This window comes from Chitinophaga oryzae, from assembly GCF_012516375.2.
Lineage (GTDB): Bacteria > Bacteroidota > Bacteroidia > Chitinophagales > Chitinophagaceae > Chitinophaga > Chitinophaga oryzae.
This window is the reverse complement of sequence record NZ_CP051204.2, coordinates 893,497-917,384: the sequence shown is the minus strand read 5'-3', so window position 1 is coordinate 917,384 and position 23,888 is coordinate 893,497. Positions and strand designations below refer to the sequence as shown.

Below are 23,888 nucleotides of genomic sequence, written 5' to 3'. Positions count from 1 at the left end.
ATAAAATTACGAATTACGAATTACGAATTACGAATTTGGGGTGGTTTTATTGTTGGGGTTTTTAATGGATTTTTGGATAGAGCCAATAATGCGGGCCAGTTCTTCGCTGTCTTTGAGCATTGACGCGGCCATTTTTTGTTCCGGAATTTGAGTGTCTCTCAGAAGTTTTAACCAAAAAATCGTCTCCCTGGTTTCCCTATACGATATGTCCAGCTTATAGATAAAGTCTCTTCCGGACGATGCTCCTACCGCTTCTTCAACATTCGCTACTATAGAAGTACCGCTTTTTAATAGCTGTCGCATTAAAACCTGTTCGGCACCCTTCTCTTTCATATATAAGAACAATTTTACAGTTCTAATCCCAAATAAATAGCTTTTTTCAAGAATAACATTCCGTTTCATCAAACAATGGTTAATGGTTAACAATAACAAACAACAAAAAGCAAAAAGCAAAAAAAAAGCGGACTATGGAAATCAACATCTAAAATGTCCAAATCCATAATCCGCCAATATTCCGCACGAACCCCGAATTCGTAATTCGTAATTCGTAATTGACTACAGGTCTTTACCGTGGCAGTTTTTAAATTTCTTGCCACTACCGCAGGGGCACAGGTCGTTGCGGCCTACTTTGGGACCTACTCTTACCGGCTCCTGTTTTTCTTCCGGCATTTCATATTCCGGTGCTGTCTGATGTCCGTTGTGTTGTTCCACGATATCTTCATGGGAAGCGCGCATGCGGCTCATGTCAGTTTTCTCTTCATGGCCTTCGCGGATTTGTTCATCCTGCGGGCCTTGGTCCTGGCTTACGGGGATACCGCATTTGCAGAGGAAGGACACGATATCGCGGCTGGTTTCGCCGTCCATCTGTTTAAACAGCTTGAAGGCTTCCAGTTTATAGATCAGCAGCGGATCTTTTTGTTCGTACACGGCTCCCTGAACAGATTGTTTCAGTTCATCCATGGCACGCAGGTGTTCTTTCCAGGCCTCGTCGATGAGGGCCAGGGTGATGCTGCGTTCCAGTGCGTTCATGGTTTCGTGGCCTTTGGTGTCTACTACTTTTTTCAGGTTGGCCAGTACGTTGATCCCTTTTTTGCCGTCGGTAAACGGAATGGAGATATTCTCGATGTGGTGTCCCTGTTCGTGGTAGATACGTTCGATCACCGGCAGGGTGTTGGAGGTGATGTCCTGCACTTTGCGGTGGTAGTTTTCCAGCGCCTGATGGTACAGTTTGGAGGCCAGGGTAGGCACGTCTGTACGGGTCAGTTCTTCCTGTGTGATGCTGGCGTCGATGCCGAAGTTGATGATAGCGTCCATTTTGAAAGCTTCGTAGTCGCCGCTTTCTTTGTGGGTGATCACCATGTTTTCGGACACGTCGAAGAATGCGTTGTCGATATCGATGGCCAGGCGTTCGCCGAACAGGGCGTGGTTACGTTTGGCATAGATAACGGTACGCTGTTTATTCATTACGTCATCGTATTCGAGCAGTCGTTTACGGATGCCGAAGTTATTTTCTTCTACTTTTTTCTGGGCTCTTTCGATGGAGCGGGTGATCATGCTGTGCTGGATCACTTCTCCTTCTTTATAACCCATGCGGTCCATCAGGCCTGCGATACGGTCGGAGCCGAACATACGCATCAGGTCATCTTCGAGGGATACGAAGAACTGGGAAGATCCCGGGTCGCCCTGACGACCGGCACGACCACGCAGCTGTCTGTCCACACGGCGGCTTTCGTGTCTTTCCGTACCGATGATGGCCAGGCCGCCCGCTTCTTTTACGCCGGGGCCCAGTTTGATGTCGGTACCGCGGCCGGCCATGTTGGTGGCGATGGTCACTGCGCCGGCCAGACCTGCTTCAGCCACGATCTGGGCTTCACGGGCGTGCTGTTTGGCGTTCAGTACGTTGTGCGGCACTTTTTCGAAAGTCAGCATTTTGCTCAGCAATTCGGACACTTCCACGGAGGTAGTACCTACCAGTACCGGGCGGCCTTTTGACTGCATCTGCTTGATTTCGTCGATAACGGCTTTATACTTGTCTCTTTTGGTTTTGTATACCAGGTCTTCTGCGTCTCCGCGGGAGATAGGCAGGTTGGTGGGGATGGTTACCACATCCAGTTTGTAGATTTCCCAGAACTCACCTGCTTCTGTAGAAGCCGTACCCGTCATACCGGCCAGCTTGTGATACATACGGAAGTAGTTCTGCAGGGTGATGGTAGCGAAGGTCTGGGTGGCGGCTTCCACTTTCACATTTTCTTTCGCTTCGATCGCCTGGTGCAGACCGTCGGAATAACGGCGGCCATCGAGAATACGGCCGGTTTGTTCGTCTACGATCTTTACTTTGCCGTCCATTACCACGTATTCCACGTCTTTGTCAAACAGGGTATACGCTTTCAGCAGCTGCTGAACGGAGTGGATACGGTCTGACTTCTGGGCGTAGTCTGCCAGCATAGCGTCTTTGCGCTGCAGTTTTTCTTCCGGCGTAACTGCCATTTTTTCAATCTCCGCCAGTTCGGAACCTACGTCCGGCATTACGAAGAAGTTAGGATCTTCACCGCCCTGTGTGATCAGGCCGATGCCTTTTTCCGTCAGGTCTACGCTGTTATGTTTTTCTTCTATCGCGAAGAACAGGCCTTCGTCTACTTTTGGCATCTCCCGTTGCTGGTCTGCCAGGTAGTAGTTTTCAGCTTTCTGTAATAATACTTTGACACCGGGTTCGCTGAGGTATTTGATCAGCGCACTGTTTTTCGGCAAACCTCTCCAGGCGCGCATCAGGGCCAGACCACCGGTTTTGGGGTCGTCTTTACCTTCAGCGATCAGCTTTTTGGCTTCCAGGAGGTATTGGTTCACCGCTTTTTTCTGCATATCCACCAGGTACTGGATACGTGGCTTCAGCGCATGGAACTCCTGTTCTTCTCCACGGGGGATAGGACCGGAGATGATGAGCGGGGTACGCGCATCGTCGATCAATACGCTGTCCACCTCATCCACCATCGCGAAGTGATGTTTACGCTGCACCATTTCATCCGGGCTGTGCACCATGTTATCACGGAGGTAGTCGAAGCCGAATTCGTTGTTGGTGCCGTAGGTGATGTCTGCCAGGTAGGCATTGCGGCGTTCTGCGGTGTTAGGCTGGTGTTTATCGATACAGTCCACTGTGATGCCGAGGAATTCGAACAGCGGTCCGTTCCACTCGGAGTCACGGCGTGCCAGGTAGTCGTTCACGGTCACGATGTGCACCCCTTCGCCGGCCAGGGCGTTGAGATAGGCCGGGAGGGTAGATACCAGTGTTTTACCTTCACCGGTAGCCATTTCGGCGATTTTACCCTGATGCAGTACGGTACCGCCGATCAGCTGTACGTCGTAATGCACCATGTTCCAGGTCACTTCGTTGCCGGCGGCTTTCCAGCTGTTTTTCCAGGTGGCCTTGTCCCCTTCGATGGTCACATAATCTCTCTGAACGGCCAGCTGGCGGTCCATATCGGTAGCGGCGACAGTAAGGGTGGGATTGGTGGAAAAACGACGGGCGGTTTCTTTCACTACGGCAAAGGCTTCCGGCAGGATGGCTTTTAGCACCACTTCCAGTTGTTTGTCGCGGTCTTTTTTCAGGGTGTCGATTTCCTGATAGATAGTATCTTTTTCGGTTATATCTTCTACGGCTTCTGCCGCTTCTTTTTTCTCAGCAATTTCTTTATCGATGTCCGCCAGGTGGGCAGCGATACGTTCGCGGAACTCCCGGGTTTTATGACGCAGGTCGTCGATAGGCAGGGATTGCAGCTTTCCGTACTCATCGTTGATCTGCTGCACTATTGGAGTGACAGATTTAATGTCTCTGTCTGATTTATTCCCTCCAAAAAGTTTTGTTAAAAAACCTAACATGTTGAATGTTTAATTACGAATTACAATTTTAGTTTCTGTAACATCTCCCCGTCCTGAAGCTATGTCAGTTGGTTTTTCCTTTCTACCAGCCTGTGGCACGGAAGCTGCGGGCGAAGTTGTTGGATAGACGGAGAATACCAGTTACTCAAATATTATGCTTGGAAAAGCCGGGCTGCCAAGCTGTCAGTTTTGTTGTAGCCGCTTTATCAAGGAGGGTAAAATTAGGAATAAATTCGGGGAAATGAAGGGATTTAGGCGGGAATTCCATCGATAATTGAGAATAACGGACTTACAGGGAGGATATAGGAAAACTCCCTGCAAATCCGTCACATAAAGGGTTTTATCTCTCGCGGTAGGCAAGGTCCACGATTTTACCCAGGCCGGCATGGCTCCAGGTAAGCTGCAATTGTTCATTTCGGGCAGGAACACTGTAAACGCGGATAGCGCCGTTTTCGGTGTCCGGCCGGGACGGGTCATAGCTGCCCACTACCAGGGAATTGGACAGGTTAACATAAAACTCTTTCCCGTATGGATTGAAAAGCAGACATTTCAGCACGCTCACCTGTTCTCTGCCTAAATCGGCCATGAGCCAGGCTTTATTGGTAAAAACATCATATTCGTACACCCGGCTGCCGGCGGCATAAAATACATATCCCAACTGGTTGCTGACGGAGAAAGCCGTCGCCTTGTCCAGTTCCGGCGCACCAGTCATTTCTGTATAATGTACCTGCTTGATGCCGCTACCCCCAACATTCATGCAATACGTGTAGAACTTACCGGCTTTATCTTTCAGAATAGCATAAACATCTCCCCAATTGTAACCGGTATAGGTCATATACACCATATCCCTGCCGGTGTTATAAGAAAAGAGGCTGCCGTCTCTCAGGCTGCTGCAACGGGTCCCAAACATCGGGTCGTGGGCCACAAAACGCTGGCGGTCCTGGTCATACAGCAACGCTCCGCCCATTCCGCAAGCCACAAAAGGCGCCGGTCTGAAAGGCGTTTTCTCTTCGTCGACATAGTTAACCGGAGCGCCGAAAGCAGAGGCGCCCATCATCATGCTGCGGTGAAAAACCTGGTTGCCCGCAATAACATAATCCACGCCGGGAAGCGAAGCGTTGTTATAAAAATAATCCGGGGCGAAATCAGCTCCGGCCGGCGACATCATTTCATACCGGATATTATAGGTGCTCTTCCAGGTCAGCGCCTCCCCATCAATGCGCTCCAGTCCTTCCGCACTACGCAGGTAAAACTGGTGGGCAGCAGGACGGTAAGCAAACAACAACTGCTTCGGCTGGCGGCGCACCGGCATACCGGCATTGGTAAAGGCCAATACGTCTGTTATCAGCTTGTCGTCGTCTCCCAGACGGGTCACCATGTCTATACGGGTGCCTCCCCCGACATCACACAACACCACCCATCCCTGGTAAACAGCTGACTGCACGGTCAGTTTACACTTTTTAAACCACTCCACCCCGGTCTGTTTATCCTTTACCCGGAGATAGACATCATAAGGCGCAGGCCTCAGCTTCACGGGGCAGACCAGGTCCCTGCCCCTGCCAAGGACAACAATAGGAGCGTCGTCGGCCAGCCGGGCCGTCCCTTCTATCAACGCTTCCCACTGATAAGTATAGCGGCCGGTATCTGTACCGGCTTCTGTAGATAGTATCTCCGGCACAATACGCAATGTATCTCCGTACAATAAAGCATATTTATCGTTTATGCCTTTAATGCCGGACACCTCGTTGATTTCATGGTAGTCATAGTTGCCCCTGTCTTTATAGCAGGCGGTAAAACACAGGCTAAGAAGGTATCCGCCCAATAACAACTGAATATAGTTCGTTTTCATCCTTTTCATTTTTACTGCATGTATTTACCCATTTTCATCGGCGTGCCATCGTCTTCCAATACAGGAGTGCCGGCAGCTTCCATGTCTTTCAGGTATGTTTTCAGGTAATTAGCATAGAAATTGGTGGCGCCGGGATCAGCCTTCGCGATTTTACCATACAGCTCCTGCACGGACAATTCCAGCAAGCTGCTCATCAGCAGCATCTTTTTGGTGCTGAATGGACCGTAAAAATCGTCATACCAACCCCTGTCAGGTTTATTCAGCTTATTATCCACAACAATTACATGTCTTACCAGCGACGTGAACCGGTTATTGGCTTTGTCCTTTACCAATACCTGCAGGCGCGTGTGAAAGTCATCGTTGGGCTCCAGTTGCAGGGTGATGGTGAAAGTTCGTGTAGACATGTCCGGTGTTTTGTGCATCACCACCGGAAGATAGCAGCTAACGCTGTCCGGAGGCACCACCAGACTGGCCGGCAGGTCGAAATGAGTATGCTGCGCGGCGGCGCTGGCGCTGGTGTCAACAACACGATAGCGCACATGCCTTTTCCTGTTCACCGGCTTGCCCAGCGTAGCCACTTTCAGCAACAGGGTGGTATCCCGGGTCAACGGCGTGTAGGCAAATGTGACGATCGTTGTATCATAAGTAACAAAGTCCCGTACCACAGAGAAATAGACATCGTTATCTGTTTCGTAGAAAGGTATCTCCGCTTTGCGGCAGGATGCCAGCAACTGCAGCCCTGCTGCTGCACCGGCGATGTATCGAAGAAGCTTGATCATAACAAATACATTGGATTAGTTTCTGAATCGGGATTCGTCCAACGGAACAGGCAGCACGTACTTTTCTTTTCCCATGGCAACGGAGCTGCTGCCGGTACCTCCGGGAATGCTGGCGGTAGCATTCCGCTTGTAATAAAAAAACATCTGCCCTTCACCGTAGAACTCCCGTTTATAGTCCTTGAGCAGTTCCGTGGCTATAGTGGCGCTGGCAGCCAGGTCGCTGATACCACGGTGGCTGCGCACCATATTCAGATAAGCCACCGCCTCTGCCGGCTGCGGCGTACACTCCGCAGCAATGAAACACATTTCAGACATCCGTATCATAGGTATCAGGTTACGGAAACGGAAATCGGTATCCTCCACATCGGCATATTTGAAAAAACAACGGTAGTTCTTCTGATTAGATCCCGGTATCAGCCAAACATTTCCATAACGGTAATCATTCGTATTGCTCTCAAATTCGGAAGTCAGGCGGTTCTGCGCCGCTGCGAGGATGTCTCCATCCTTTAGCGACGGGTCAAAGTAAGCTCTGTATTTATCATTTCTCCGGCTGTCCTGCAATGCAAACAGCAGCTCGCTGGAAAACACGCGGTTGGGGTTACGGGGATCTCCCTGTATATCATTCAGTTTCACGAAAGGAAATATACTGCCGGCTGCTGAGAGCACCTGCTTCGCATAATTCAGGGCACTGGCTTTATCCCCGCGGTACAGGCACACCCGTGCCTTCAGCGCTCTTACAGCGAAGTAGTTTATTCTCAGGTTACGATAACTCCAGGCAACGCCTTCACTGCTTTCGCCGGCATGGAGGGTGGCGCCGGTGAGCACCGGGTCGTCCGCCAGCAGGGCTTCAGCCGCATCCAGGTCGGAGAGTACTTTCTCCAGGAATACATTTCCCTTAAGATAAGTTTCATAGTTGGTGGTAAAAGCGCTGTAATAAGGCAGACTGATAGCTGTGGAGTCCTGCCGGTATACGGGACCGAATAAACGAAACAGGTCAAAATGGATCAGGGCGCGCAGCGCCAGCGCCTCTCCCTTTACCCACGAATGGTGTTTGCCCGTGAATACTTCTTTCTTTTGATCGATGACCGACAGGATTTTGTTGATATTGGCCACCGACCTGTACATACGGCCCCAGGTGTAACCGAACATGGACTGCACCAGCGGATCTGTGTATTGGTAAGACGCCAGGGCATATAGCTTATGGCCACCGCCAACATTATACCGCTGTGCCAATACTTCCGTCATCTGCATGGTCATCTGCGCGCCATAGGCCCTTTCATCCGTCATGTCCAGATACACGCCGTTGAGCGCTGTCAGAAAACCGGTCTCACTTTCCAGCAACGTATTTTCAATGACCTTGTCGCGGGGCTTCACATCCAGCCATTTTTTACAGGAGGCGCCTGTAACGATCACCAGTATAATTACACTGAAGAGTATACGCTTTTTCATTTTTCTTTCATTTAGTCATTAAAACCCGGCACTTACAGAGAAAGAAACCGTGTTGGCAAATGGATAATCGATACCACGCTCACGCTTGATGGCTGACAAGCGGAAGATGTCGTTCATATAGGCGGTCAACCGCAGATAAGACATGCGCCAGCGCCTTACCATGCCGCCGGTAAATTCATATCCTGCATTGATGGACTCTCCGGCAATCACATTTTCACGCTGTACAAAACGGGAAGTCATCGGCGGTATATTGGCGGCTATCGCATTGTCATTGGTGGTCATGGAAATGGCCCTGAACCTGGCAATATCACCGGGCTTCTTCCAGCGGTCATACAGGGCGCGGCGGTCCTGGTTCAGCAGGATATCCGTAGAATTGATGTTCTCCACCTTATCGTACAGCGCCTCATTAAACACGTCAGCACCCATGCGGTAACGGAGGTAAACGCCCACGGTAAAACCTTTATAGCTGAAGTTGGTGCCTGCTATACCTTCCAGTTTCGGACGACTGTCGCCTACCACCACTTCATCATCAGCATCATAATTGAACGTAAGAGCGCCATCCTTTTTAATCAGCACCTCTTTTCCGGTACCGGGATCGATGCCGGCGGAACGTACGGCCCAGATGGCTGTAGGGCTACCGCCATCATAATAACGCTCCAGGTTTTTGGACCGGTTCAGTTTATTGAGCACATCGAGGCTGTTGCCCATATTATCGTAATGTGCATTTTCATGTTTGGCGGAGAAATTAATGCTCCAGTTGATCCGCTCCTGCGGCCGGTACCAGGGCGATACGCTGAACATGAAGTTGTAACCGTTGCCCACCTGTTTGCCGAGATTGGTCATGTAGGTAGTGGTGCCCACAGAAGAAGGCAGGCTGATTTGTGCTACCAGCGGGTCGGTAATGCGGTTATACACATCGATGTTCAACCGCAGGCGGCTGTTCAGCAACACCACATCGGCGCCGATGTTTTTGTCGAGTGTTTTCTGCCATAAAAGATCGGGGTTGCCAAAGGCATCGATGATCGCTCCAATACCAAAATCATTAACAACAGCGGTATTATAACGGTAAGTAGTAAACGACTGGTAGGTAGAAAAGTTCTGGTTGCCGGGCGTACCAACGGAACCGCGTAACTTCAGGAAATTGATCCAGCTCACCCCTTCCAGCATGGGCTCCTTATGCAGGTTCCACGACAACCCGACAGACCAGGAAGTGGTAAAGAAATGATTGGAACCAAACACGGAGGACCCGTCCAGCCGGAAGTTCACATCAGCCATATAACGCTCATCCAGCATATATCCGGCGTTAACGTAGGCGCTGGTGCTACGGGTGGTCGCTTCGGAAGAAGTGGATTTGCCGCCGTCAGGATAGCCCGCAGCAAAAGCCGGAGAGGATACGCCCGGAGGCAATCCTATTACCGTATAGCCGTCACCGGTATTTCTGAATTGCTGGAATTTCCATCCGCCTACCGCGTTAACCTGGTGACGGTTGCTGATCAATTTACCATAGATACCGGTGATCTCGCCGTCGTAGTTGAACACGGACGTTTGAGAGCCGGTAAAACTTCCCCGCTCTGTAGGCACCTTTCCTGCGAACTGTGTATGGCGGGCGTCCAGGAACACTTCCTGTTTGCCATCTTCTTTGGTGATCCCCAGCCGGCCTCTCACCCGAAAGTCACGGTTAAGTTCCCATTCTGCCATAAAATTATTGACCACCGAGAAATTGCGGGTCACGTTCCTGTTGCCGAGGGAAGCGTTCCACAGCGGATTGGTGGTGGTATCAGTGCCCATCGAAGCGGTGTTGGAGCGCTGTTCGAGATAGGGTTGCAGGTTGCCGTTTACGTCCCGTTTGCGATAATAGGGGCTGGCCTGTGCAAAATCCTGGAAGGAGCCATACGGTGACTCTTTCGCGGTGAAGAAGTTAAGTGAAAGGTTGTTATTAAAACTCAGTTTTTTCCTGCGGTACACCAGCTTGATGTTAGCGCCGCCGATGTCTCTGCCGGAGCCTTTCATAACGCCGTTGATTTTTTTATAGTTTAACCCTACACTGTAACGCATCTGGTTATCGCCGCCTTCTGCATAGAGCGAATGTCCGGTGGTGAAACCCGTACGCAACGGCTCGCTGAGCCAGTAGGTATTTACACCCCGCCGTACTTCCGCCAGCCGTTCGCTATATGCTTTTTCCAGCTCTTTCTGTCTCGACTGGTTGGTTTCAAAGCCTGCATTAAGCCGGAATCTTCCGGAGATCCGTTCGAACTCCAGTTTTTCTTCGGCGTTCATCAGGTTGTAATCATGCAGATCGGGGACAGTAACGCTGTTATCTGTTGTGTAATACACCCGCAGCTCACCGGGTTTCGGTTTCTTCGTTTCTATCACAATCACGCCGTTGGCCGCTTTGGAGCCATAGATGGCGGTAGACGCCGCGTCTTTCAGGATGGTGACACTCTCCACGCGGTTAATGTCCAGGTCTATGATGGTACGCAGAGTGGTTTCAAAACCGTCAAGGATAAACAGTGGTTGGTTAGGATCCGTGCCAAACTGCTCTTTCAGCCCCAGCACGCTGGTTTTGCCGCGTATCTCCAGGTTGGGCATCACGTTGGGATTGGAGCCCATCAGGTTATTTTCGAATACAGTAAAGGCGGGATCGAGCGAACGAAGGCTCTGGACGATGTTCTGGTTACCTATCTGTTTCAGGTCTTTGGCGGTATAGGTAGAAGCAGAACCGGTAAAACTCTCTTTGGTTCGTTCATAGATGCCCGTTACCACTACTTCCTTGATTTTTGACGCGTCTTCATCGAGAACAATATTGGAAGCGCCTTTTACAGGCATTTCCACGGTTTTATAACCAACGAAGCTGACTACCAGCACATCGCCGGCGTTGGCAGCGATGTCAAATTTCCCGGCGGCATCAGTATGGGTGCCCTGCGATTTCCCTTTTACCCGGACGGTAACACCTGGTATCTGTTGCAGGTTACCTTTGCTGTCGCGCAGGGACACGGAGCCCCGGATGCGGACGCTCCTGTCCTGTTCCTGGCGGGCCATCACCGCTGCGGCTGTTGCACGGTCAGGCGCGCTTTTCACGATCACCTGGTTACCCACAACGGTGTATTGTACGTCATCATGAAAGATGTCGTGCAATACATTTTTCAGCACGGCGCCGCTGACCCGGATGGTAACAGCCCGGGCCCTGTTGATCTGGCTGCCGTCGTACACAAAGTTCAGATGGGTTTGTTTTTCGATTTCTGACAGTACAACAGCGATAGGTTGGTTATTGGCTTTCACAGTTACTTTCCGGTTCAGCGGGGAAGTGTCCTGCGCTCCTGCCGGCATGGCCGACAGGAGGATGGCAGCCATTGCCAGGGGGCGGTACATACGAATCCCGCAACGGGCGATGCACCGTAGGTAATTTTTACTCATGGCTAAGGCATTTTAGCTTCTGGCTAAAGCATTTTGGTTGGTAATAATGGTACTTATGCGCTATCTCTTTACGGGCAAGTGCACATAGATCGTGTCGTTCAGTTGTTCAAATTGATAATCATATAAGGCAGTCAGTGTTTCTAATATATCCGGTAATGTTTTGTTGCTGAAATTGGCATTGAGCTTCCGTTCTTTGCTGATGCCCGGATCGAGCACCATGGTGACTCCGTAGGCATTGGACAGGGCTTCGCATACGGCCTGCAGGGAGGTATCTGTAAACTGCAGCTCCCGGGTGCGCCATGCCAGCTGGTTGTTACCCGCAGCGGAGTCTGCTTTTATTTCCCCGGTGCGGGTGTTGCAGGAGGCGCCCTGGCCGGCCTGCAAACGGAGGGAATGCTGCTGATGGGCTACGGCTACGCTGCCGGACAGTACATATACCTGTATGGTGGTGTTGGCAGCCTTCACGTTGAAGGAGGTGCCCAGCACATGGATCTGTGCCGGGCCGCTCACTACGGTAAAGGGATGCAGAGGATTAGTGGCAATGTCGAAAAACGCTTCCCCCGCTATCAGCTGCACGGCTCTTTCCTTTCCGGTGAAAGCGGCCGGATATTTTACCGAGGCGTGTTTATTCAGGTAGATTTTAGAGCCGTCTGCCAGCAGTACGGAATCCGGCTGACCGGTGGTTGTTTTGGCGATCCACTGTACGCGATGACGGGAATACTGCCACCATGCGATGGCGACGGCCATCAGCAATACGGCAGCGGCAGCGGGCCACCAGCGGCGGCGCGCAGGGGTGAGCGGCACTACCGGGGCGGCAACCTTCGTCTGGTCCAGCAACTGCAGGAACCGGGCTGTAGCGGCCGGCGCATCTGCCTCCTCGAAAAAAGCCGCATGGGGCGACTGCTCCCACAGCAGGCGTACCTGCCTGTACAGCTCCCGGTGCGCGGCATCCGCCGCGAGCCAGGATGCCAGTTGTGCCTGTAATGCTTCATCCTCCGGCGATTGCAGGCACGAAAGGATAAAAGAATAGTGATCGGTTGGTTTGGTCATCTTACGAAAAAAGGATGCGCTTTAAGCTGAGACAAATCAGCCAAAGCCTACCCCTAAGAGAAATTTAGAAATTTTGATATTTTGATATTTTTAAATTGAGAGGAGCCACAGCAGCAGCTTTAACCGGTCGGCAGCCGGTATGTTTTTCTCCGGCGGGTCGAGCAGGGCCGCTTTGAGTTGCCGCAGTGCGATGGTCATCTGGTTCTCCACCGTTTTTACAGACAGCTGCAGTTCGTGGGCTATTTCCGCGTTCTTCAGCCCGGAGTAGCGGCTTAGTTTGAAGATACGGCGGCATTGTTCGGGCAAACGTTCCACGGCGTAGTGTATCCGTTCCCGCAGTTCCTGTTCTTCCAGGAAAGTACAGAGGTAACTTTCTTCCTGTAAATGCCGGATGGTGTCGTGGTGGCTTTCCAGCAGCCGGTGACGCTGCAGATGGTTGATACACTGGTTGATAACAGCACGGAAAAGGTAGCTTTTAAGCGCAGCGGCGTGTTCCAGGGCGAAGTCTTTTTCCCACAGGCGGAGAAAAACGTCCTGGACCACTTCCTCGGCCTGCTCCCGCTCCCCCAGGTATTTCCGGGCGGTGGCAAAAAGAAGGGGGTAAAAATGTTCGTATACCCGGGCAAATACCGCACGGTCTCTGGCCTGCAAGCCCTGCAACACCTCTTGGCTGTATAACCCGCTAATCATAAAAAAGTAAACGTCAGAAAGGCATAAGTGGGAGCTAAGATAACCCATTACCGGGCGAAAAGGAAATTTTCAAAAAAAATGGCGTTCTACCGGTCAAAAAATGAAAATATGCAAATACTTTTTATAAATTTAATGGCTTTAAAGCCGTTATTCTTAATTTATAAATTTCCACGTTATGACAAACCAGATACAGCCTGAGCGCTGTTTGACCGTGATTGTAATGTCAGGGCTCTCTTCCGGAGCGCTGCCGTTTTCCACTCCGACCAGTGAATTGCCGGGAATGCGACGATAACCGCCACTACGGCCGGTTGTTATATCCCCCGCTAATACCTGTTCCGGGAAACATGCACGCAGATTAAATGTTATGGACGGTACCGGAATATTGTCTGTAGCTGTTATCTTGCCTTTTGATCCGGCACAGCCCAGGCGCAACGCGATTTTAAACTAAAAACAAGAACCTAAACAATATTTTGAAGATGAACCGTAAGTTAAGAATGGGAATGATCGGCGGTGGAAAGGATGCCTTTATCGGCGCCATTCACCGTATTGCGGCCAATATGGATGGCCTGATAGAGCTGGTAGCCGGTGCGCTCAGCATCAACAATGAAGTAGCCGTGGAATCCGGTAAAATGCTGTTCCTCGATCCGGAACGCACTTACCTCGATTTTAAGACCATGCTGCAGAAAGAAGCCGCCATGCCGGCCGACAAGCGTCTCGATTTCGTGACCATCGTCACCCCTAACTTCGCTCACTTTGAACCAGCCATGATGGCGCTGGACCTGGGCTTCAACGTGGTGATCGAAAAACCGATCACTTTCTCCCTGGAAGAAGCCAAACAATTACAGGCCAAGGTAGAAGCCACCGGCCTCACCCTGCTGCTCACCCACACCTACACCGGTTACCCTATGGTAAAACAGGCGCGCCAGATGGTGAAAGACGGCGCACTCGGTAAAATCCGCAAAGTATGGGTGGAATACCCCCAGGGATGGCTCAGCAAACTGAGTGAGCGGGAAGGCAATGCACAGGCAGCCTGGAGAACAGATCCCAAAAAATCCGGTAAGGCAGGCGCCATGGGCGATATCGGTACCCACGCCGCCAACCTGGCAGAATATATCAGCGGCGCTAAGATCGAAAAACTGTGCGCTGACCTGAACATCATGGTCCCCGGCCGTGCCCTCGACGACGACGGCGCCGTGCTGCTGCGCTTCGATAACGGCGCTGCCGGCGTGCTGATGGCCTCCCAGGTAGCTGCCGGCGAGGAAAACGCGCTGAAAATCCGCATTTACGGAGAAAAAGGCGGCCTCGAATGGGCACAACATGAACCTAACACCCTGCTGGTGAAATGGCTCGACAAACCCACGGAAATCTATCGCGCCGGCGGCGGATATTCCTTCCAGTCCAGCTATATGACCCATAACACCCGCACCCCGGGCGGCCATCCGGAAGGATACCTCGAAGCTTTTGGTAACCTGTACCGCAACTTCGCGCAGACCCTCGCCGCGAAGATCGACGGCGTACAACCGGCGCCGGAGTCACTCGACTTCCCCGGCGTGGCAGACGGCGTGCGTGGCATGGCGTTCATCGACAACGTGGTCCGCTCCTCACAAAGCGACGCCAAATGGACAAATTTCGAAATTTAATATACCACTGCTAACTAGTACGATTATATGAAAACGATTAAAGGTCCTGGTATATTCCTGGCGCAGTTCATGGGAGATGAAGCGCCTTTCAACAGTCTGAAATCCATCTGCGAATGGGCGGCCTCCATCGGCTTCAAAGGCGTACAGATCCCCAGCTGGGATACCCGCCTGATAGACCTGCAAAAGGCGGCCGAAAGTAAAACCTACGCAGACGAAATAAAAGGTATTGTCAACGCTGCCGGCCTCGAAATCACGGAGCTGAGCACGCACCTGCAGGGACAGCTGGTAGCCGTTAACCCGGCTTTCACAGAGATGTTCGACGGCTTCGCGCCGGCACAGTACCACAATAATTTACAGGCACGCACCGAGTGGGCGGTCAACCAGCTGAAATATGCCGCCAAAGCCAGCCGCAACCTGGGCCTCAATGCCCACGCCACTTTCAGCGGCGCACTGCTGTGGGCGCCCGCCATGTATCCCTGGCCGCAACGGCCGGCAGGACTGGTGGAAGCCGGCTTCGCGGAACTGGCCAAACGCTGGCTGCCTATCCTCAACGAGTTCGACGCCAACGGTGTGGACGTATGCTACGAAATACATCCCGGCGAAGACCTCCACGACGGGGCCAGCTATGAACGTTTCCTCGAGGCCACCGGCAACCACGCCCGGGCATGCCTCCTGTACGATCCCAGCCACTTCGTGCTGCAATGCCTCAACTACCTGGAATATATCGATATTTACCACGAGAAAATAAAAGCCTTCCACGTAAAAGACGCGGAATTTAACCCCACCGGCCGCTCCGGCGTATACGGCGGATTCCAGGCCTGGATAGACCGTCCCGGCAGGTTCCGCTCCCTCGGCGACGGACAGGTGGACTTTAAATCCGTGTTCAGTAAACTTACCCAATACGATTTTGCCGGCTGGGCCGTTATGGAATGGGAATGCTGCATGAAACATCCGGAAGACGGCGCCCGCGAAGGCGCTCCGTTCATCAAAGATCATATCATCCGCGTCACCGAAAAAGCGTTCGACGACTTTGCCGGCGCCGCCACAGATGATGCTTTCAACAAAAGAGTATTAGGCATTTAGGAATTTTCGTATTTAGTTATTCAGATATTTTGACTTGGTGAGACAGGTCAAGATCAATAAGGAAAGCTACCGGATGAATAGACAAAACATATTCATCCACCTAAAAAATAACACACAGACAGCATACATAAACAACAACACCAATCAAATAAACAAATAACAAAATAAAAAAATCACAAAATGAAAAAGAGGTTACTGGCACCGTTGGTATTAAGCGCGCTGTTTTTTGCAGCTTGCGGCGGAGGTGAAAAGAAAGCAGATCAGCAAACTGACAAAACCACCACCCAGGAAAACAACGCTGTAGATAATTCCATGGTGTCTCCGGGTGCAGACAAGCCAGCCAGCAAAGGAGAGCAACTGATGGCGCAGAGCGATTGCAAAACCTGCCATAAAGAAGAAATCAAAGTAATCGGGCCCGCACTGAAAGACATCGCCGGCAAGTATCCCAACACACCTGAAAATGTGGATAAACTGGCTGACAAAGTTATCAAAGGCGGTTCCGGCAACTGGGGCGAAGTAGCCATGCTCCCGCATCCGAACATCTCTAAAGACGATGCAAAGGAAATGGTACAGTATATCCTTTCCGTAGGAAAATAATGGCTTTTCCATCATCATTCAATCATAGTAAATGAAAAAAATCATCATCGGAGCTTTTATGCTGGGCGCTATCACCGGCGCTACAGCGGTAAAGGCACAGAAAGTAAATAGCCTCTCTGCCAAAGAGAAAAAGGAAGGATGGCAGCTGCTGTTCGATGGTAAAACCACCAACGGATGGCATACCTACCTGAAAGACGCTGCCAGCCCCGCCTGGAAAGTGGTGGACGGCGCGCTCGAATTTGACGTGGACGCCAAAAAAACCGGCGCCCCCGGCGGTGACCTCGTTACCAACGGCGAATACGAAAACTACGAGCTGAGCATCGACTGGAAAATTTCAGAAGGCGGCAACAGCGGCGTCATCTTCAGCGTACATGAAGATCCTGAATTCAAAGCTACTTATCTCACCGGCCCTGAAATGCAGGTGCTCGATGATGATAAACACCCGGATGGCAAAATCATCAAACACAACGCCGGCGACCTCTACGATCTTGTGAAATCCTCACAGAAAGCGGTTAAACCCGTAGGTCAGTGGAACACCGCCAAAATTGTGAAAAAAGACGGCCATCTTTCCCTCTGGCTCAACGGCGTAAAAACCGTGGAAACAACCATGGGCACCCCTGAATGGGACGAACTGGTAGCCAACAGCAAGTTTAAAGACTGGAAAGGCTTTGGCAAATATGCCAAAGGACACATCGCCCTCCAGGACCATGGCAACAAAGTATGGTACCGTAATATCAAATTAAGAGAGCTGTAATCTTTCCTAAGGAATAACTTTTTCACGCGGAGGCGCAAAGCAGCAAAGCAGCAAAGAAAGGGAAAGAAAAACTTTGCGTCTTTGCTGCTTTGCGCCTCCGCGTGATACCAATTACCACGACATGAGAACATTTACCGCGTTTATTACACTCTTGCTGGCCGCCTCCCTGTGCGCGCAGGCCGGCAAAAAACACAAGGCCAGGAAAGTACTGGTCTTCTCAAAAACAAAAGGCTTCCGCCACGATTGCATTCCCGTCGCCAAAACCGCGATCATGCAACTCGGTAAAGACAACGGCTTCGAAGTAGACACCACCGAAGACGCCAGCGCCTTTACCAGCGCCAACCTGAAGAAATACGCCGCCGTCATCTTCAGTTGCACCACCGGCGACGTGCTGGACAGCGCCCAGCAAGTGGCCTTCCAGCAATATATCCGCAAAGGCGGCGGCTGGATGGGCATCCACGCTGCCACCGACACGGAATACGACTGGCCATGGTACAATCAGCTGGCCGGCGCCTGGTTTCTCAGCCACCCGAAACAACAACAGGCCACCCTCCGCGTCACAGACCACAACCATCCCGCTACCCGCCACCTGCCGGATGAATGGGTGCGCAAAGACGAATGGTATAACTTCAAAGACCTTAACCCGGACGTGCACGTGCTGATCAAAATAGACGAATCCACCTATGAAGGCGGTAAAAACGGCGATAACCATCCCATGTGCTGGTACCACGACTTTGAAGGCGGCCGCGCTTTCTATACCGAAATGGGCCATACCAAAGAATCTTATCAGGACCCCGTATACCTGCAACACCTGCTGGGTGGTATTCAGTATACCATGGGCATCAAAAAAGCTAACTAAACAACCCGATGAAGCATACCATCAAACTCTTTCTGCTGCTGGCGTTAGTCGCCACTGCAGGTTGTAACAAATCGCGCCCCGGACAGCCAAAGGTGCTGGTATTTACCAAAACCACCGCTTTCCGCCACGCTTCCATCCCTGCCGGCATCGCCGCCATGCAGAAACTCGGAAAAGAAAACGGCTTCGTGGTGGACACCACCGAAAATGCCGATCGCTTTAATGAAGACTCCCTGCAGCAATACGCTGCCGTGATCTTCCTCAACACCACCGGCGATGTGCTCAATACCGCACAGGAAGCAGACTTCGAAAGATATATCCAGGCCGGCGGCGGATACGTAGGCATACACGCCGCTACCGATACAGAATATGAATGGGGCTGGTACAATCACCTCGCCGGCGCCTATTTCCTCAGCCACCCTCCCGGAACGCACAAAGCCACGGTGAATGTGGTCAACAAATCCTTCCCCGCCACTGCAGGACTGCCGGATAAATTCGAACATACAGACGAATGGTACAACTTTAAAAAGAGAGATACCACCACCACTGTACTGATGAAAGTAGACGAGAAAACCTACGAAGGCGGCACCATGAACAACGACCACCCGGTGAGCTGGTACCACGAATACGATGGCGGCCGCGCCTTCTACACCGCCCTCGGCCATACCGACGAAAGTTATACCGACAGCCTGTTCCTGAAACATGTGCTCGGCGGTATCCAATACGCTATCGGCAAAAACCTGGTGCTCGACTACAGCAAAGCCACCACGCTGCGCACACCGGATGAAAACCGCTTCACCAAACAAGTGCTCACCTCCGGCCAGTTCTTCGAACCCACAGAGATGACCATCCTGCCCAACCTCGACATCCTTGTGGCACAGCGCCGCGGTGAACTGTTGCTCTACAAACAGGCAGATAAAACACTCACACAGGTCGGTTTTCTGAAAGTGTACCATAAAACAGATGTGCCCAACGTCAACGCAGAAGAAGGTTTCCTCGGGCTCGCCGCCGACCCGGACTACAAAGACAACCACTTCATCTACGTGATGTATTCTCCCGTAGATACCTCCGTTAACCGCCTGTCCCGCTTTAAATTTGAAAACAACCAGCTGGACATGTCTTCTGAAAAAGTGGTCCTGCAGTTCTATTCCCAGCGTAATATCTGCTGCCATACCGGCGGCTCCATCGCCTTCGGTCCGGATAAACTGCTGTACCTGTCTACCGGTGACAATACCACTCCTTTCGATGAAGCAGGGCAGAAATATGTAAGTAACGGTTACGGCCCTACGGACGACCGTCCCGGCCATGAGCAGTACGATGGCCGCCGTTCTTCCGCCAACACCAATGACCTGCGTGGTAAAATCCTGCGCATTAAAGTGGCGCCGGACGGCTCTTACAGCATACCGGAAGGTAACCTCTTCCCCAAAGGCACGCCCAATACCCGTCCGGAAATATACGCCATGGGTACCCGCAACCCGTACCGTATCTCCATAGACCGCAAGACAGGCTATCTCTACTGGGGCGAAGTAGGCCCCGACGCCAACAACGACGATCCCAACCGCGGCCCCCGCGGCTATGATGAAGTTAACCAGGCCAAAAAGCCCGGCAACTACGGCTATCCGATGTTCATCGCCGATAATAAACCATACCACGCCTATAACTACGAAACAGGCGAAACCGGTCCGGCGTATGACCCGAAAAAGCCCATCAACAACTCCCGTAACAATACCGGTATCAAAGAACTGCCGCCGGCTGTACCGGCATTTATCTGGTACCCCTACGGCAAGTCCGATGAATTCCCCATCGTAGGCAGCGGCGGCCGTAATGCCGAAGCTGGCCCGGTGTACTACAGCGAATTCTATCCGAAAGAAACCCGTTTCCCGGATTACTATAACGGTAAACTGTTTATCTACGACTGGATACGCGGCTGGATCATGGCCGTGACCATGGACAAAAACGGCGATTTCTCCAAGATGGAGCGCTTTATGCCCGGCACCAAACTGAATGCGCCGATAGACATGGAAATGGGCCCCGACGGCCGTTTATACGTGCTGGAATACGGCAACGGCTGGTTTAGCAAAAACCCCGACGCCGCATTGGCCCGTATCGATTACAACGGCGGCAACCGTGCCCCGAAAGCAGAAATACACAGTACCCAGCTGACCGGCGCGCTGCCGTTTAAAGTGAAACTGTCTGCCGAAGGCTCAGCAGACCCCGACGGAGACAAACTCACCTACCTCTGGTACTTTGGTAACGGCACCAAAAAAGAAACCACCGAACCAACCGTGGAGGTGACCTACACCACCGCAGGCGAATACAATGCCTACGTGGAAGTACTGGACGGCAAAGGCGGTAAAACCAAAAGTAAAGATATCGCGCTGTATGCCGGCAATGAAACACCGCAGGTGACCATTACCTTACAGGGCAACCAGATGTTCTACTTCCCGGGTAAACAGGTACATTATGCCGTGACTGTCAGTGACAAGGAAGATGGTAACAGCGCCGACGGTAAACTCGACGCCAGCAACATCTTTGTGAAAGCGGATTATATTCAGGGCAGCGACAAAGCCGCCATGCCACAGGGTCACCAGATCGTTACCGGCGCCATCGCGGGTAAAAACATCATGGAAGTATCTGACTGTAAAACCTGTCATAAACCGGATGAAAAATCCATCGGCCCTTCTTTCAAACAGATCACCGAAAAGTACCGGAACGATCCCGCAGCACCCGACGCGCTGGCGAAGAAAATCATCAACGGCGGTGGCGGCGTATGGGGCGAAACGGCCATGTCTGCCCATCCGGGCATCTCCGATGGGGAAGCACACCAGCTGGTGGAATATATCTTCTCTATAGGCGGCAATGCCCCTAAAATAGCTTCCCTGCCCGTTACCGGCAGCCTGAACCCAACACTGGGCAACGAGCTGAAAGCCAATGGCGTATTATTGCTGCTGGCCAGCTACACCGACAAAGGCGCTGCCGGCATTAAACCTATCACGGGCAGTGCAGCAGTGCAGCTGCTCAATCCTGCTCTCCCTGCAGCCGGCTATAGCAAAGCAGATGGCGTTTCAACCTTTGAAGTCAACGGTATGAAGCTGCTTATCCCAGCCACTGCCAACGGATGGGTGGTGTATAATGACCTCGATCTGGCCGGCGTCAACGGCCTGGATGTAACCTACATGGTACAGGACCCGCAACAGCAGGGCTTTATCGTGGAAGCCTTCCTGGACAACGCCAACGGTACCCGTTTGGGTGAAACCACCATCGGACCCGGCGCTCAGGCAAAAGTGCCTAACAAAGCAGGTATCAGCTTTGCGCCGGTAACGGATGGCAAAAAACATCATCTCTATCTTAAAATCAGACCGACCGATCCGGGTAAACAGGTGCCGCTGGGCATTGTTTCGTTTACACTGCGCGGTTAGCATAAAAGAAAGGAGGCCTCAACGGCCTCCTTTCTTTTTGAAGATACCTGTGTGCAATAAAAAGGCCCCCGCCATCCATGCAGGGGCCTTCGCTTTATGCATTCGAACGGGTCACTTGTTCGGTTTGCTGCTCATATAAAACGTCATATTTCCACCCTCCATAATGTCACTATGCGTGATATACAGGCGGTTTAACGGCTTTCCGTTCAGTAAAACCTTCTGCACATATACATTTTTATCTCCCTGGTTTTTTACATCGATCACAAACGTTTTGCCGTTCTCCAGCTGCAGGGTGGCTTTGTCTACCGCAGGGCTTCCCAGGGCGTACTGGTCTGATCCCGGGCATACCGGGTAAAAACCGAGAGAGCTGAAGATATACCATGCGCTCATCTGGCCGCAGTCGTCGTTCCCGCCGAGACCATCGGGGCCGGGGTGGTACATCTTTTTCAGGATCATGCGCACACGTTCCTGCGTCTTCCACGGATAGCCGGTCCAGTTATAGAGGTAAGCCACATGATGCGAAGGCTCGTTGCCATGTACATAGTTACCGATGATACCGTCACGGGTGATGTCTTCTGTTTCGGCGAAGTACTTGTCCGGCAGATGCATGGTAAAAAGGGAATCGAGGTGTTGCGTGAATTGTTTTTTTCCGCCCATCATGGCAATCATATCGTCGGGGTTGTGCGGCACGTAAAGGCTGTAGTTCCAGGCGTTGCCTTCAATGAAGCCCTGGTCGTGCGTCTGCAAAGGATCAAAGGCTGCCTTGAAAGTACCGTCGCTCAGTCGGGGGCGCATAAAGCCGGAGGCTTTATCATACACATTTTTATAGTTGGCCGCCCGTTTGATGAACTCATCATAGAGGTCTGTCCTGCCCAGTTTTTTGGCTACCTGCGCGATACACCAGTCGTCATAGGCGTATTCCAGCGTTTTGGAAACGGAAGAACCGTTTTTATCTTCCGGTACGTAGCCCATGTCCATGTAATAGCCCAATCCGTCGTACGTGCGGTGCCGTGCGGTGGTCACGCAGGCTTCGAGCGCTTTGTTCACATCAAAGGGGGCGTTGCCTTTCATGATGGCGTCTGCAATCACCGATACGCTGTGGTAACCGATCATACACCAGTTTTCGTTGGCGTAGTGCGACCATACCGGCAGCATGTGCTGTACGCTCTGTTCGTAATGGTGCAGCATAGACTGTACCATGTCCGCGTTCCGCCCGGGTTGCACTACGTTAAAAAGCGGGTGCAATGCACGGTAAGTGTCCCAAAGGGAGAAAGTAGTATAGTTCGTATATCCGTTAGCGGTATAATTGTTCTGGTCCAGGCCGCGGTATTGCCCGTCTACGTCCATATAGGTAGTCGGATTCACGAATGCGTGGTACATGGCGGTGTAGAAATTCTCTTTCTCTTCCCGGCTGTTGGAGGCAATCTGTATTTTATTCAGCTCTTTTGTCCACAGCGCCTGGCCTTCCCGCTTTACCTGGTCAAAGTCCCAGCCGGGGATCTCTGTCTGCAGGTTTTTGAGTGCGCCGGCGGTGCTCACCGGTGAGATCGCAAATTTTATTTTAATTTTTTCTCCTTCCGTGGTGTTGAAGTCGAAGTAAGCCCTTATCTGGCGGCCTGCCATCTCAGGGAAATTTTTTGTCTGGTCGAACTTGCGGTAAAAGCCTTTGTATACATCGCTGGTATAATTACGATGCCCGTATTCTTTAAAGGGTTTGGAAAACGTCATGGCGAAATAAACGGTGCGGGTGCGTGCCCAGCCGCTGGTTTGGCGGTAGCCGGTAATCAGCGTATCGTTTTCTACCCGTACAAAAGTCCATACGTTTTTGTTGGGGTAGTTATAGATGCCGGACATCAGGTCCAGGACGATGTGTGACTGATCAGAAGCGGGAAAGGTATACTGATGGAAGCCTACGCGGTTGCTGGCGGTGAGTTCGGCGAGGATATTGTCATCCTCCAGTTTCACTTTGTAGTAGGCCGGTTCTGCAACTTCGGTGCTATGAGAGAACCTGCTGCGGTAGCCGCTCTCAGGGTGATCCGCCGTTCCCGGGTTCAGCTGCAGTGCGCCGGTAGTGGGCATAATGAGAAAATCGCCCAGGTCGGAGTGGCCGGTGCCGCTGAAGTGGGTATGGCTGAAGCCTACAATGGTTTTATCTTCATATTGATAACCTGCGCAGTATTTGTAGACGTCCTTGTTGTATTTGCCGTTCATCTCATAAGAGAGCGTGTCTGTTTCAGGGCTGAGCTGTACAGCGCCGAAAGGTACGGTAGGACCGGGATAGGTATGTCCCATGCGTTGTGTGCCGGTAATCGGCTTTACGTAGGACAGCACATTCTCCTGCGCCCGGAGGGAAGTACCGATACAGCAGAGTATCGATAAGAAAATAATCCTGTTGGTCATCGGTATCAGTTTAAAACGTGTCTGGAAAAAAATTA

General features: G+C 51.7%; 15 protein-coding genes. 6 read left to right on the top strand and 9 right to left on the bottom strand.

Annotated features, from left to right (window positions below; translation table 11 throughout):
- Positions 1-27 precede the first annotated feature (27 nt).
- The 8 genes from HF324_RS03825 to HF324_RS03790 all read right to left on the bottom strand — a co-directional run bounded on the left by HF324_RS03825 (position 28) and on the right by HF324_RS03790 (position 13,104).
- Entirely contained in the window at positions 28-333 is a 306-nt protein-coding gene (locus tag HF324_RS03825) for a four helix bundle protein (RefSeq protein WP_258539417.1), read from the bottom strand.
- Positions 334-555: 222 nt separating this feature from the next.
- A complete protein-coding gene (secA, locus tag HF324_RS03820) occupies positions 556-3,873 on the bottom strand; it encodes a preprotein translocase subunit SecA (protein WP_168809692.1) in 3,318 nt (1,105 codons plus the stop codon).
- Positions 3,874-4,213: 340 nt separating this feature from the next.
- Positions 4,214-5,722, bottom strand: coding sequence for a PKD-like family lipoprotein (locus HF324_RS03815; protein WP_168861936.1), 1,509 nt, complete (start codon positions 5,720-5,722; stop codon positions 4,214-4,216).
- A gap of 11 nt (positions 5,723-5,733) precedes the next feature.
- Positions 5,734-6,501: a DUF4843 domain-containing protein gene (locus HF324_RS03810; protein WP_168861935.1), complete on the bottom strand. Its 768-nt coding sequence runs from the start codon at positions 6,499-6,501 to the stop codon at positions 5,734-5,736.
- Positions 6,502-6,516: 15 nt separating this feature from the next.
- The gene (locus tag HF324_RS03805) at positions 6,517-7,950 is read right to left on the bottom strand and encodes a RagB/SusD family nutrient uptake outer membrane protein (protein ID WP_168861934.1); all 1,434 of its coding nucleotides are present in this window, start codon (positions 7,948-7,950) and stop codon (positions 6,517-6,519) included.
- A gap of 18 nt (positions 7,951-7,968) precedes the next feature.
- On the bottom strand, positions 7,969-11,364 hold the full coding sequence (locus HF324_RS03800; RefSeq protein WP_168861933.1) for a SusC/RagA family TonB-linked outer membrane protein: 3,396 nt from the start codon (positions 11,362-11,364) through the stop codon (positions 7,969-7,971).
- Positions 11,365-11,424: 60 nt separating this feature from the next.
- Positions 11,425-12,414 (bottom strand): FecR family protein, encoded by a 990-nt coding sequence (locus HF324_RS03795; RefSeq protein ID WP_168861932.1) that lies wholly within the window; start codon positions 12,412-12,414, stop codon positions 11,425-11,427.
- A gap of 90 nt (positions 12,415-12,504) precedes the next feature.
- Complete coding sequence (locus HF324_RS03790) at positions 12,505-13,104, bottom strand: RNA polymerase sigma-70 factor (RefSeq protein WP_168809680.1); 600 nt, start codon at positions 13,102-13,104, stop codon at positions 12,505-12,507.
- Positions 13,105-13,580: 476 nt separating this feature from the next.
- Between HF324_RS03790 and HF324_RS03785 the strand changes: the two genes are divergently transcribed.
- The 6 genes from HF324_RS03785 to HF324_RS03760 all read left to right on the top strand — a co-directional run bounded on the left by HF324_RS03785 (position 13,581) and on the right by HF324_RS03760 (position 21,453).
- Complete coding sequence (locus HF324_RS03785) at positions 13,581-14,744, top strand: Gfo/Idh/MocA family protein (RefSeq protein ID WP_168809678.1); 1,164 nt, start codon at positions 13,581-13,583, stop codon at positions 14,742-14,744.
- Positions 14,745-14,771: 27 nt separating this feature from the next.
- On the top strand, positions 14,772-15,827 hold the full coding sequence (locus HF324_RS03780; protein ID WP_168861931.1) for a sugar phosphate isomerase/epimerase family protein: 1,056 nt from the start codon (positions 14,772-14,774) through the stop codon (positions 15,825-15,827).
- A gap of 180 nt (positions 15,828-16,007) precedes the next feature.
- Complete coding sequence (locus HF324_RS03775; RefSeq protein ID WP_168809674.1) at positions 16,008-16,424, top strand: c-type cytochrome; 417 nt, start codon at positions 16,008-16,010, stop codon at positions 16,422-16,424.
- 31 nt (positions 16,425-16,455) lie between these two features.
- Positions 16,456-17,178, top strand: coding sequence for a 3-keto-disaccharide hydrolase (locus HF324_RS03770; RefSeq protein WP_168809671.1), 723 nt, complete (start codon positions 16,456-16,458; stop codon positions 17,176-17,178).
- A 121-nt stretch (positions 17,179-17,299) separates the two neighbouring features.
- Positions 17,300-18,037, top strand: a complete 738-nt coding sequence (locus tag HF324_RS03765) for a ThuA domain-containing protein (protein WP_168809669.1) — start codon at positions 17,300-17,302, stop codon at positions 18,035-18,037.
- A gap of 8 nt (positions 18,038-18,045) precedes the next feature.
- Complete coding sequence (locus HF324_RS03760) at positions 18,046-21,453, top strand: ThuA domain-containing protein (protein WP_168861930.1); 3,408 nt, start codon at positions 18,046-18,048, stop codon at positions 21,451-21,453.
- Positions 21,454-21,564: 111 nt separating this feature from the next.
- On the opposite strand, the gene HF324_RS03755 is transcribed toward HF324_RS03760, so the two are convergent.
- Complete coding sequence (locus tag HF324_RS03755) at positions 21,565-23,853, bottom strand: GH92 family glycosyl hydrolase (protein WP_168809665.1); 2,289 nt, start codon at positions 23,851-23,853, stop codon at positions 21,565-21,567.
- Between the last annotated feature and the right edge of the window lie 35 nt (positions 23,854-23,888).

Coding starts and splice junctions, on each gene's coding strand:
- HF324_RS03810 (WP_168861935.1), bottom strand. CDS start 6,501: ATGATCAAGCTTCTTCGATACATCGCCGGTGCAGCAGCAGGGCTGCAG.
- HF324_RS03780 (WP_168861931.1), top strand. CDS start 14,772: ATGAAAACGATTAAAGGTCCTGGTATATTCCTGGCGCAGTTCATGGGA.
- HF324_RS03815 (WP_168861936.1), bottom strand. CDS start 5,722: ATGAAAACGAACTATATTCAGTTGTTATTGGGCGGATACCTTCTTAGC.
- HF324_RS03760 (WP_168861930.1), top strand. CDS start 18,046: ATGAAGCATACCATCAAACTCTTTCTGCTGCTGGCGTTAGTCGCCACT.
- HF324_RS03775 (WP_168809674.1), top strand. CDS start 16,008: ATGAAAAAGAGGTTACTGGCACCGTTGGTATTAAGCGCGCTGTTTTTT.
- HF324_RS03785 (WP_168809678.1), top strand. CDS start 13,581: ATGAACCGTAAGTTAAGAATGGGAATGATCGGCGGTGGAAAGGATGCC.
- HF324_RS03795 (WP_168861932.1), bottom strand. CDS start 12,414: ATGACCAAACCAACCGATCACTATTCTTTTATCCTTTCGTGCCTGCAA.
- HF324_RS03755 (WP_168809665.1), bottom strand. CDS start 23,853: ATGACCAACAGGATTATTTTCTTATCGATACTCTGCTGTATCGGTACT.
- HF324_RS03825 (WP_258539417.1), bottom strand. CDS start 333: ATGAAAGAGAAGGGTGCCGAACAGGTTTTAATGCGACAGCTATTAAAA.
- HF324_RS03790 (WP_168809680.1), bottom strand. CDS start 13,104: ATGATTAGCGGGTTATACAGCCAAGAGGTGTTGCAGGGCTTGCAGGCC.
- HF324_RS03765 (WP_168809669.1), top strand. CDS start 17,300: ATGAGAACATTTACCGCGTTTATTACACTCTTGCTGGCCGCCTCCCTG.
- HF324_RS03805 (WP_168861934.1), bottom strand. CDS start 7,950: ATGAAAAAGCGTATACTCTTCAGTGTAATTATACTGGTGATCGTTACA.
- secA (WP_168809692.1), bottom strand. CDS start 3,873: ATGTTAGGTTTTTTAACAAAACTTTTTGGAGGGAATAAATCAGACAGA.
- HF324_RS03770 (WP_168809671.1), top strand. CDS start 16,456: ATGAAAAAAATCATCATCGGAGCTTTTATGCTGGGCGCTATCACCGGC.
- HF324_RS03800 (WP_168861933.1), bottom strand. CDS start 11,364: ATGAGTAAAAATTACCTACGGTGCATCGCCCGTTGCGGGATTCGTATG.